Origin of the sequence: Bifidobacterium catenulatum PV20-2 (assembly GCF_000800455.1) — a bacterium.
Lineage (GTDB): Bacteria > Actinomycetota > Actinomycetes > Actinomycetales > Bifidobacteriaceae > Bifidobacterium > Bifidobacterium kashiwanohense_A.
The window spans coordinates 1,797,691-1,810,057 of sequence record NZ_CP007456.1 but is presented as its reverse complement, the minus strand read 5'-3'; the positions used below and the strand labels follow the sequence as shown (position 1 = coordinate 1,810,057).

The window sequence follows — 12,367 nt, the reverse complement described above, 5'->3', positions numbered from 1 at the left end:
GCCGATACACATCATTCGGCAATCCAAAATCCTGAACCAATACGCGAAGGAAACCCATGTTTGGACGCAATTCGAAAGTCAACCTCGAACTCAACCGCGAGGTTGAAAAACTCATAAAAACCGGCGGCAAGGAACAACTGCTCCCCATCGTGCAAGCAGGCGAACCGGTACTGCGCCAGCAGACCGCGGCCTACGAAGGCCAGCTGAGCCGCAAAACGCTCGACAAACTCATCGAAACCATGCGCGTCACCATGATCGAAGCGCCGGGTGTGGGCCTCGCCGCAACCCAGATCGGTCTTGGACTGGCCCTCGCCGTGGTGGAAGACCATGTGCGTGACGACGATGACGATGATCCGCGTGAAGCGGCCGAATTCCCGTTCCATGTCATCATCAACCCCAGCTATGAGCCGATCGGCACCGAAACCCGCAGCTTCTACGAAGGCTGTCTGAGCTTCGACGGCTATCAGGCGGTACGCAAGCGCTGGCTTGACATCACCGCCCGCTGGCAAGATGAAGACGGCAAACAGCATGAGGAGCATCTGCATGGTTGGCCAGCCCGCATCTTCCAGCACGAAACCGACCATTTAAGCGGCGAACTGTATATCGACAAGGCGGAAATCCGCAGCCTCGCCACCAACGAGAATCTTGAGGATTTCTGGTGCGACGATCCGGTTCCTAACGAAGCCGCAGCCGAACTCGGATTCGAACTGTAACTTAGGGGTAAGCGCCGTTGTAAGCGCATAATGTGCGGCAAAGGCGTTGCGGAATCCAATCAACACGGAATCCGGTTGTTACGAATCCGATCGTTGCGGAAATCCGTGAATACCTAACAAGGGGGAGAGGCCTACGAGCCTCTCCCTTTTTTCGTTATGCCATCATTTTTTCGTCATGCCATCGTTTGTATGTCCCGTGTAATGCGCGCACGCATCGTATTCCCCACGGCACACGCACGTATGCACGTAACCATGTTTGCATTTCGCAAGATTATCTTTCGCAGCGTTATATCGCGTGATATTTCCAGCACCATCTGCGTCATCATCATGGCGAAACGATTTCGTACGCGACGTCATACTACGTGCGCAACGTGCATGGACACAGTCAAGCAAGGTATTTTTTGTGAACATAATCGTTTTTCGCAACATTATTTTCTTTCCTGTATTGAATTCAGCGGAATAAACGAATTAAAGATACGCTTTCGAATCTTGAAAAAAGGAGATTGCGCTATCCGAGAAGCAGCATGTTTTTCGTGGGCGTCGACGTGTACTGCGCCCCCTCTCGGCTACCATGCAAAGTATGAACGAAGCAAAGACGGGCCGTTCCTGGCTTACTGAAGCCAAGCAAGACATCAACCAATGGTCGGCATCGATGCCGAAAAACGCCGACAACCAGCTTATCGACTGGCAGTGGATCGCATCCCTCGACTTGGAACACGGCATTGGAGCCGCACAAAACCAAAGCATCGACCTGATTGCCGTATTGAACGCCGCCGATACCGCGCTTTTGCCGACTCCGGAGACAACGGATTTCATGCAGGATTCGGCATTATCCGCCCAACAGCTGCATAATCTGCTGAAAAAGGATCTGACGGTACGCGACCGTCTCGAATCCATCATCGCGCAATGCAACACCGCTTTCATGACGGATTTCGATCGTTTGATCGCTTCTTACCGTTTGCCTCGCGCGCTCGCATATGCGAACCGTCGGTTGTGTGACGAAATCGCCATGTTGCGTCGAATTGGCGTTGCGACGGGCTTGTGGACTATTGCCGAAGAACGCCGGGAACGAGTGACGGTGCCCGTGCTGCAGCCTGTTGCCGGAGCGGACAACCGTGTGAACCTCGACGATATTCAGGATCGCACCGCACAGATCGTCAATGGTCGTGCCGAACGTCGTGCCGCAGAACGTGAGCAGAAACGTGCCAGCGAGTACGCCATGTCGCGCGCGAACTTGAGCGGGGTGACGAGTCCGGGAGGTTCGCGTGTGTTCGATTATGGGGCCCTTGACTCTGCTGGCACGGGTGCAGGCGGTTCTTTTGGCTCTTTTGGAAGTTCCGCTGACTCGGCGGAGGCTGCGCAAGCTCGACGTTTGGCGGATTACAAAAAGTCGGATTGGCGTGATGCCTACCTCCCTGGCCGTGACCTCGACACGGTGATGGGCATTGATATTGAAACCACAGGCACGGATCCGGCTCGCGTGTACATCATCGACGCCGGGTTCGAATTCATGAACATGATTTCGCCGCGTCCGTCCGGCGAACCCTTGGGCTACTGCTACGAACAGGGCTATTACGAGGCCGGCGACGCGTACGGACAGGCGCGTCTTTCCTTCGGAGTTCCTGCACAGAACGCGCTGCTCGGCAACCCTTTGATCCTCGACCTTACCGGTATCGACGTGCGCGATCGTGCCGGCACGGACTTCCGTTTGTTTGACGAATGGCCCGAAGCGCAGGTCGGATTGCTGCAACGGCTTGAACAGCAGCCGTACGTTGCACACAACGCCCGGTTCGAGCACAGCTTTTTCATGTTGAATGTCGCCGGATATGCGGAAAGCTATCGTGCCGGCAATATTACGATCATTGACACGTTGCCGATGAGCCGTCGTTGGGATGAGGGGTCGATTCCCGATGATGAGCATCCGTATGGCAATAACACGTTGGATGCGTATGCCAAACGTCAGGGTGCGTTGGACGCTTCCCAAAGTGAACGGCATCTAGGCTTGGAAGATACGCACATCATGCTGGTCGCCATGAAGCATCATCTTGGTGTGCTGCATGCCGAGGGGCGCGGCCCCTGGAGCGCAGCTGGCAGACCCGGCAATGGCGGCAAACGGTGTGGCAAGCGTTGGTAGGCGGTAGGTGGAGTCTCTCGCAAATGGGTCGGCAAGACGCAAGCTGGATAGCATAATGCAGGCTGGATGGGCGAATTGACGCTGCTGAATGTGTGCCAAGCGTAGTCGTGTTGTTTTCCCGCTGGAAGTTTTGCCCGCTTGTTGTCTTGTATTTGTCCTTCAGCTACGCGCATTCACTCACCGCAGTTGCGACACGCCCGGATGTTGGTTTGTGGTGGGTGTTTTCGGGGTTTTCCGACGGCCTCTCGCTGCGCGGTGGCGTCGGCCGCCCGTTTTTCCCGTGTTTTCGACACGCCGGTGGATGCGTTGTTTTCCAATGGTTCACGGGGCGTTCATGATGGGCCGGGTTGCGTGGGTGGCCGGTTTCGTGTAGATTGACTCTTCGCTGCCGCTCGGCGAGTGGTTCCCCGGCTGGGTGCTTCGAGGTGGGTGAGTGGTGGTGGTTTGAGAACTCAAGAGCGTATTTGTACTACTTCTTTATAGTCAATGATTGCCAGTCCGTCTTACGGCCCGCGCGCGTTTGGCGTGGTGCCGGGAGGCCGGTCAAACGGGACGGGGTTTTGCGGACAGTCCGTTTTCCTGATAAACGGATGTCGGTTTCTTTTTTTGAGAGTCATCTATTCGATGTCTTTCCACGAGGTTTTTGTGGAGGGTTCGATTCTGGCTCAGGATGAACGCTGGCGGCGTGCTTAACACATGCAAGTCGAACGGGATCCATCAGGCTTTGCTTGGTGGTGAGAGTGGCGAACGGGTGAGTAATGCGTGACCGACCTGCCCCATACACCGGAATAGCTCCTGGAAACGGGTGGTAATGCGGATGCTCCAGCCTTCCGCATGGTGGGCTGGGAAAGATTCTATCGGTATGGGATGGGTCGCGTCCTATCAGGTAGTCGGCGGGGTAACGGCCCACCGAGCCTACGACGGGTAGCCGGCCTGAGAGGCGACCGGCCACATTGGGACTGAGATACGGCCCAGACTCCTACGGGAGGCAGCAGTGGGGAATATTGCACAATGGCGCAAGCCTGATGCAGCGACGCCGCGTGCGGGATGACGGCCTTCGGGTTGTAAACCGCTTTTGATCGGGAGCAAGCCTTCGGGTGAGTGTACCTTTCGAATAAGCACCGGCTAACTACGTGCCAGCAGCCGCGGTAATACGTAGGGTGCAAGCGTTATCCGGAATTATTGGGCGTAAAGGGCTCGTAGGCGGTTCGTCGCGTCCGGTGTGAAAGTCCATCGCTTAACGGTGGATCCGCGCGGGTACGGGCGGGCTTGAGTGCGGTAGGGGAGACTGGAATTCCCGGTGTAACGGTGGAATGTGTAGATATCGGGAAGAACACCAATGGCGAAGGCAGGTCTCTGGGCCGTTACTGACGCTGAGGAGCGAAAGCGTGGGGAGCGAACAGGATTAGATACCCTGGTAGTCCACGCCGTAAACGGTGGATGCTGGATGTGGGCCCGTTCCACGGGTTCCGTGTCGGAGCTAACGCGTTAAGCATCCCGCCTGGGGAGTACGGCCGCAAGGCTAAAACTCAAAGAAATGACGGGGGCCCGCACAAGCGGCGGAGCATGCGGATTAATTCGATGCAACGCGAAGAACCTTACCTGGGCTTGACATGTTCCCGACCGCTCCAGAGATGGGGCTTCCCTTCGGGCGGGTTCACAGGTGGTGCATGGTCGTCGTCAGCTCGTGTCGTGAGATGTTGGGTTAAGTCCCGCAACGAGCGCAACCCTCGCCCTGTGTTGCCAGCACATGATGGTGGGAACTCACGGGGGACCGCCGGGGTCAACTCGGAGGAAGGTGGGATGACGTCAGATCATCATGCCCCTTACGTCCAGGGCTTCACGCATGCTACAATGGCCGGTACAACGGGATGCGACACGGCGACGTGGAGCGGATCCCTGAAAACCGGTCTCAGTTCGGATTGGAGTCTGCAACCCGACTCCATGAAGGCGGAGTCGCTAGTAATCGCGGATCAGCAACGCCGCGGTGAATGCGTTCCCGGGCCTTGTACACACCGCCCGTCAAGTCATGAAAGTGGGTAGCACCCGAAGCCGGTGGCCTAACCCCTTGTGGGATGGAGCCGTCTAAGGTGAGACTCGTGATTGGGACTAAGTCGTAACAAGGTAGCCGTACCGGAAGGTGCGGCTGGATCACCTCCTTTCTACGGAGTTTTTCAGGACGCCGGTCGGCGTCCGTAGTGTGGCCCGCATGCCGGAGAGAGTCTTCGGAGGGTGTGGGCGTGCTGGTGTGGAAGAGATCGTGGGCTTCGCGGGTTCCGTTGGGGGCCTGCGGGGAGTGGTATGGGTATGCTTTTGGGTTCCCGGACCGCCACCCGCGACGTTTGGTCGCGTGCGGTTTTCCGGATGCCCCTGGCGGACGCCGTGGTCTGTGGCCGCGGGCCGGGTCTTGTCGGGGCGCGTGGTGGTTTGAGAACTGGATAGTGGACGCGAGCAATGCAGGATTGTTGTCCTGCTTGCTTTATCGCGATTTCGCCAGGCTCTTTTTTTGGAGTCTGGTTTCGAGATCGATCGTTTTGTGATCATTTTTTACAGTGTGATGATCTGTCGTCTGGCGTAGAAAAGCTATTATCAGGTTTTTCGGGCGTGTGCCGCCCTGAAGGGCGTATGGTGGATGCCTTGGCAGACAGTACCGATGAAGGACGTTTGAGGATGCGATAAGCCTCGGGGAGCCTCCAACATGGCTTCGATCCGAGGATTTCCGAATGGGGCAACCCGCCGGCCGTCATGGGCCGGCACGGAACCTTGTTGTTCCGGGGGTACGCAGGGAAGTGAAACATCTCAGTACCTGCAGGAAGGGATACTCCGTGAGTAGTGGCGAGCGAAAGCGGATCAGACCAAACCATGGGCGCGTGATACCCGTCGGGGGTTGCGTCCGTGGTGTTGTGGGAGCGTGTGTCCCGGTTCCGACGGACCGGGCGGGAGTCATAAAACGGCTTGCCAGGGGAACAGGCTTGAAGGCCTGGCCGCAGAGGGTGCCAGCCCCGTACCTGGAAGCTTGCCGTCTTCCGATCATGCGTCCCAAGTAGCGCGGGCCTCGTGGAATCCCGTGTGAATCGGCCCCGACCGTGGGGTAAGTCTAAGCATACCTGTCTGACCGATAGCGTACCAGTACCGTGAGGGAAAGGTGAAAAGCACCCCGGGAGGGGAGTGAAAGAGTTCCTGAAACCGTGCGCCTACAATCCGTCGGAGCCTCCCTGGTGGGGTGACGGCGTGCCTATCGAAAAATGAGTCTGCGAGTCAGTGGTGCGTGGCGAGGCTAACCCGTCGTGGGGGAGCCGTAGCGAAGGCGAGTCTCAAAAGGCGTTTTGAGTCGCGTGCCCTGGACCCGAAGCGGGATGATCTAGCCCTGGGCAGGTTGAAGCGCGGGTAAGACCGCGTGGAGGACCGAACCCACCTGGGTTGAAAACCGGGGGGATGACCTGGGGCTAGGGGTGAAAGGCCAATCAAATTCCGTGATAGCTGGTTCTCTCCGAAATGCATTTAGGTGCAGCGTCGGTTGATTGCATCGCGGGGGTAGAGCTACTGGATGCTTGCGGGCCCGTGTGGGGTACCAATAGCAGCCAAACTCCGAATACCGTGGATGTGTATTCCGGCAGTGAGTCGGCGGGGATAAGCTCCGTCGTCGAGAGGGAGACAGCCCAGATCGTCGTCTAAGGTCCCGAAGCGTGTGCTAAGTGGGAAAGGATGTGGAGTCGCATAGACAGCCAGGAGGTTGGCTCAGAAGCAGCCATCCTTGAAAGAGTGCGTAACAGCTCACTGGTCTAGTGGTTCCGCGCCGACAATGTAGCGGGGCTCAAGCACACCACCGAAGACGCGGCAACGGTCTTTTCGACCGTTGGGTAGGAGAGCGTCCCCGAGGGGCGAAGCGGCGGCGCAAGCCGGCCGTGGACTTCGGGGGAGCGAGAATGCAGACATGAGTAGCGAGAGACGGGTGAGGATCCCGTCCGCTGGATGACCAAGGGTTCCGGGGCCACGTTCGTCGTCCCCGGGTGAGTCGGGTCCTAAGGCGAGGCCGACAGGCGTAGTCGAATGGATGAACGGGTGGATATTCCCGTACCGGCAGCGAACCGTCCGAACTGAACGGATGAGTACTAACCTCCGGTCGCGTGGCGTCGTTCCCTTCGGGGTTCGGGGCTCGCGGCTGTTGGGAGCGTAGTCCTGGTAGGTTAGCGCACAGGGGTGACACGGAATGGGAGCCGGCCGCGGAGGTGGTTTTCCGTGGTCAAGCACGCAGCCCGTCCCATAGGCAAATCCGTGGGGCACGTGGGTGAGGTGCGATGATGGGCGTCTTTGTTGACGCGATATCCGGTGGTCCAGGCCGTCGAGAAAAGCCTCGGCGCGAGGGGCGTTGCCGCCCGTACCCCAAACCGACACTGGTGGTCAGGTAGAGAATACCAAGGCGATCGAGCGAATCCTGGTCAAGGAACTCGGCAAATCACTCCCGTGCCTTCGGTATAAGGGAGACCCCCGGACGTGAAGAGGCTTGCCCTCGGAGCGTTTGGGGTGGCACAGACCAGGGGGTAGCGACTGTTTACCAAAAACACAGGTGCATGCGAAGGCGCAAGCCGCTGTATATGCACTGACGCCTGCCCGGTGCCGGAAGGTTAAGAGGATCCGTCAGCCTTTGTGGTGAAGCGGTGAATTCAAGCCCCGGTAAACGGCGGTGGTAACTATAACCATCCTAAGGTAGCGAAATTCCTTGTCGGGTAAGTTCCGACCTGCACGAATGGCGTAACGACTTCCCCACTGTCTCGACCAGGAGCTCGGCGAAATTGCAGTACGAGTAAAGATGCTCGTTAAGCGCAGAAGGACGAAAAGACCCCGGGACCTTTACTATACCTTGGTATTGGCGTTAGGCGCGGATTGTGTAGCATAGGCGGGAGGCTTCGAAGCGGTGGCGCCAGCCATCGTGGAGCCGCAAGGTGAAATACCGCTCTGTTCTCGTTTGACGTCTCACCTCGAACAGTGATCCTGGTCAGGGACAGTGCCTGGCGGGTAGTTTAACTGGGGCGGTTGCCTCCCAAAGAGTAACGGAGGCGCTCAAAGGTCCGCTCAGCCCGGTTGGCAATCGGGTTTCGAGTGTAATCGCACAAGCGGGCTTGACTGCGAGAACGACGGTTCGGGCAGGGACGAAAGTCGGAGATAGTGATCCGGTGCCGGCGCACGGGCGCGGCATCGCTCAACGGATAAAAGGTACCCCGGGGATAACAGGCTGATCATTCCCAAGAGTCCATATCGACGGGATGGTTTGGCACCTCGATGTCGGCTCGTCGCATCCTGGGGCTGGAGCAGGTCCCAAGGGTTCGGCTGTTCGCCGATTAAAGCGGCACGCGAGCTGGGTTCAGAACGTCGTGAGACAGTTTGGTCTCTATCCTCTGCGCTCGTTGGAATCCTGAGGAGGCCTGCCCATAGTACGAGAGGACCTGGGTGGACGGACCTCTGGTATGCCGGTTGTCGCGCCAGCGGCATGGCCGGTTGGCTACGTTCGGGAGGGATAACCGCTGAAAGCATCTAAGCGGGAAGCCTGCTCCAAGATTAGGATTCCTTGACGCTTTTCGGAGCGTCTGTAGCCCGCATGTGGAACACGTGTTCGATAGGCCGGAGGTGGAAGCCCTGCGAGGGGTGGAGCCGACCGGTACTAACGGGCGAACGCGGCACACTTTCCAACCCTTGTGGGTTGGGTCTCGTCCTGTGGTGGTTTTTCTCGTTGGATGGCAGGGAACGCTGTTTCTTGTGGTCACAATGATGATGTTGGTAAGGCGTTTTGTTCGCGTCCGTTGTCCGGTTCCCGGACCGCCACGATCGGAATCGTGGTTGGTTCCGTTTGCCGGCCGATCCTTGTGGTTGGCCGTTGTGTTTGGTTTTGCGGTGGTCATGGCCCAGGTGAGACGCCCGGTCCCTTTCCGAACCCGGAAGCTAAGGCCTGGTCGCGGCGATGGTACTGCACTCGAGAGGGTGTGGGAGAGTAGCACGCCGCCGCATTCAACGTCGGAGGATCCTCCGGTCGAGTCCCATGGCGGGATTCCCGGGGGGTCCTCTTTTTTTTTATTCGCACGGGGTTCCCGTCGGGCTTCGGCTCCGGGAACCCCCTTTTTTGTTTGCCTTTTGGTGTTCGCTTCCCGCGGCGCGCGGAAGGCTTTTCCTGTTCCCGGTCGGCTCGGTCCGTTTCGGGTTTCCAAAGGGAATTTTTGTTATTCCACAAAGGCTTCTGGTGAACAGATCTTTTTTCGGAACGTGCTTTTGACACGGTATATGATACGGTTTGCTGAATACGGTTTGTGGAACGGAATCGGTAAGGATGGTAGCGATGTTCCTGAACATCGATCAGCAGCTTGCACGATGTGAACGAGTTATTCGACAACGCGTCCGTCCACATATTCATCGCACCATAGAGCCTCTCTCCATTGAAGCCTTTGACATTCCCGGAGAGCCTATGCCTGCGACAGATTTTTTCGTACATGAATCCAAAGGCGATGTGCCATTCCGACCGTTCGCTGTAGGTTCCGTATGGGGAACCACTTGGGGCACCACTTGGTTTCGGCTGAGAGGAAAACTGCCAACGGGATATCCGAAAAGCAAGCCCTTGGAACTGTCTATTGATTTAGGATGGCTTGATCATTCGGTAGGTGGACATGTTGAAGGCATGGTCTATCGGTCAGATGGCACGGTTCTCAAAGCATTGCATCCGCGCAATCGCTGGGTGCCGTTCATTGATGCCGATGGAACGTGTCATATGGCAATCGGGAACGATGACATGTTCACCGTGTATGTTGAAGCGGCCTGCAATCCGCTGATACTCGGTATCACCACTTTCGATGAAACCGGGCTGGGGAATCATGCTACTGGAAAACCTGAGACGCAATATGTATTCCGAACCGCTGAACTAACCGAATACGATGAACGCTTCGAAGAATACCACTTGGATTTAGATGCTATCCAAGGATTGATGAAAACTTTGCTGGATAAGGAATCCACACGCTATTACCAGCTAGCCAAGGCTTTGCAACGTTCTTTGAACATCTTTGATGAACAGCATCCGGATACCGTTGTCGAAGCACGTGAAGCGTTGTCTGAAGTGCTGTCTAAGCCGGCTAACGCTTCTGCTTTGCACGTCAGTGCGGTCGGACATGCTCATATCGATTCCGCATGGTTGTGGCCGGTGCGTGAGACCCGCCGCAAAGTGGCACGCACCGTATCGAATGTGCTCGCATTGATGGATAAGTATCCTGATTTCACATACGCGATGAGTTCGGCGCAACAGTACGCCTGGCTTGAACAGGACCATCCGGACCTATTCGCCCGCATGCTGCAACGTATTAAACAGGGACGGTTCATTCCCGTGGGCGGCATGTGGGTTGAGTCTGATGGCAATCTCCCAGCCGGAGAATCGTTGATTCGCCAGATTGCCTATGGCAAACGGTATTTCCGTGAACATCTGGGAGCTGAGCCACATGGCATCTGGTTGCCAGATAGTTTCGGTTATACGGGTGCATGGCCTCAGATCGCGCGAAGGGCCGGATACGACTGGTTTCTTACGCAGAAAATTTCATGGAACGATACTACTAAGTTTCCACACCACTCCTTCCAATGGGAGGGCATCGACGGTACGCGTATCCTTACGCATTTTCCGCCTTCTGATACTTATTCGGCTTGTGTAACTGCGGAAGAACTTATGTATACGGAACACAATTTCCGTGATAAGGATCTTTCCGATTGCGCCCTTATGTTGTTCGGTTATGGTGATGGCGGCGGCGGTCCCACGCGTGAGATGCTGGGCCGTCTGAAACGCTTTCATGATCTTGAAGGTTTACCTAAAGTCGAAACCAGTGGGCCTGACGAACTTTTCGATATGATACGCAAGCAGATTGTAGACGAGGCAGGTGAAGAAAGTCCAATATGGCATGGTGAGCTTTATCTGGAGCTGCATCGAGGCACGCTTACCTCCCAGCAAGAGATGAAGCGCGGATGTCGTAACGAGGAAACGTGGCTACGGGCGGTGGAGTATTTGTGCGCCGCCGCGGCCATTGCCGACTCATCCTACATGTATCCAACCGACGAACTTGACGATATTTGGAAAACGCTGCTGCTCAACCAGTTCCATGACATCCTTCCCGGTTCCGCAATCGCATGGGTGCATCGTGAAGCCCGTACGGATTATGCGCGTGATATCAAACGACTTGAAATGATTGCTGATTCGGCATGTGCGGTACTGCGTTGCGCCAGACCGGACGCTCCTGTGCTGGAACGTGCGCGAATCGCAGAATATCGGGTCGATGGCAACGCATGGAGAGCGGTTCCCGCCGAACCTGTGGCTGGTACGCAAGTTTCGTTGACCCATACCGCTACAGGAGGTGTCATCCTGTCCAATGGTCTTGTCGAGACCGTCATCGAGCCTGACGGCACCGTTTCATCTTTGAAGGATGTTCAGGCTGGCCGTGAGATCGTCCCCGATGGCATGAGGTTTGGCTCTTACGAATTGCTGAAAGACGAGCCGTCCGTTTGGGATGCTTGGGAGATTGAGCGCGATGCGTTTCTTCGTTATGAAACTTTGGCGAGTGGCTGCATCATTTCCACGGAAACAGGGGATGATGAGGCCTATGTGGTTGTGCGCACCAAATTTGGTCAGAGCCGTATCGACACTACGATAACGTTGCGTAGTGAAGCCAAACAGCTTGATTTTGCCGCTCACGTCGACTGGCACGAGCGGGAGCGTTTCCTCAAAGTCGGTTTTCCGTTGTCTGTTGTTGCGTCCATCGCGCAGTACGATTGCCAATATGGTCTGATTGAGCGGCCGATACATCGCAACACTCCTTCCGACGAAGCGAAATACGAAAGCTGCACGCGTCGTTTTGTACGTTTTAACGAGCCGGGCTATTCCGTAGCGATTGCCAACGGTTCCATATATGGTTCCGATGTGACGTCCATCGCCACGAATGGATCTACCGGTCGTGTGAACGGTACGATGTTCCGACTGTCGTTACTATCCTCACCGGTGTTTCCGGATCCAAAAGAGGATATCGGACCGCATGATTTTCAATGGTCCGTCATACTTGACGCGAGTCTGGCCCGTACCCTTCACGCAGCAGCGGAGCTTAATGCGCCGATAATTGGCAATGTTCCTGTATTCGATCCTTTAGTATCTTTGGAAACCGTGTCTGGCATGCCAATCATCGATTGGGTGAAATTGGCTGATGATGGTTCGGGAGATCTTGTAATACGACTGTATGAGGCCGCGGGAGGCCATGCCGAAGCCATGTTGCATCTGACGGAATCGATTGGTGACGGCCTGATAAGAGAAACCGACGTTATGGAAGGCGACGGATTGCCCGAGGATTTGCCGATTTGTCTCGAATCCCGCGAACCGATGCTTGCCCAAGGCGCCCATATTCATCTCGCCCCGTTCCAGTTGGCCACGCTGCGTATCTCGCACTACTGACTCCGATATGAAATACGTAGCGTGGAAGCAATATTGGAGACAATATGAAAAAGCAGGTGTGCG

Annotated in this window: 3 protein-coding genes and 3 rRNA genes; all 6 read left to right on the top strand. The window is 56.3% G+C overall.

Annotation, left to right across the window (positions count from 1 at the left end; genetic code table 11):
- Positions 1-56: 56 nt before the first annotated feature.
- The 6 genes from AH68_RS07875 to AH68_RS07850 all read left to right on the top strand — a co-directional run bounded on the left by AH68_RS07875 (position 57) and on the right by AH68_RS07850 (position 12,304).
- On the top strand, positions 57-713 hold the full coding sequence (locus tag AH68_RS07875) for a peptide deformylase (RefSeq protein WP_003835375.1): 657 nt from the start codon (positions 57-59) through the stop codon (positions 711-713).
- A 571-nt stretch (positions 714-1,284) separates the two neighbouring features.
- On the top strand, positions 1,285-2,847 hold the full coding sequence (locus tag AH68_RS07870) for a DNA polymerase III subunit epsilon (protein WP_052189195.1): 1,563 nt from the start codon (positions 1,285-1,287) through the stop codon (positions 2,845-2,847).
- A gap of 642 nt (positions 2,848-3,489) precedes the next feature.
- Positions 3,490-5,009: ribosomal RNA gene (locus AH68_RS07865) — 16S ribosomal RNA — on the top strand.
- 443 nt (positions 5,010-5,452) lie between these two features.
- Positions 5,453-8,529: ribosomal RNA gene (locus AH68_RS07860) — 23S ribosomal RNA — on the top strand.
- 203 nt (positions 8,530-8,732) lie between these two features.
- Positions 8,733-8,850 (top strand): 5S ribosomal RNA (rrf, locus tag AH68_RS07855).
- Together the 16S, 23S and 5S rRNA genes form the textbook arrangement of a ribosomal RNA operon.
- 325 nt (positions 8,851-9,175) lie before the next feature.
- Complete coding sequence (locus AH68_RS07850) at positions 9,176-12,304, top strand: alpha-mannosidase (protein WP_039199128.1); 3,129 nt, start codon at positions 9,176-9,178, stop codon at positions 12,302-12,304.
- Positions 12,305-12,367 lie beyond the last annotated feature (63 nt).

Excerpts from the sequence above, each read along its gene's own strand:
- AH68_RS07875 (WP_003835375.1), top strand. The coding sequence starts at position 57 with ATGTTTGGACGCAATTCGAAAGTCAACCTCGAACTCAACCGCGAGGTT.
- AH68_RS07850 (WP_039199128.1), top strand. The coding sequence starts at position 9,176 with ATGTTCCTGAACATCGATCAGCAGCTTGCACGATGTGAACGAGTTATT.
- AH68_RS07870 (WP_052189195.1), top strand. The coding sequence starts at position 1,285 with ATGCAAAGTATGAACGAAGCAAAGACGGGCCGTTCCTGGCTTACTGAA.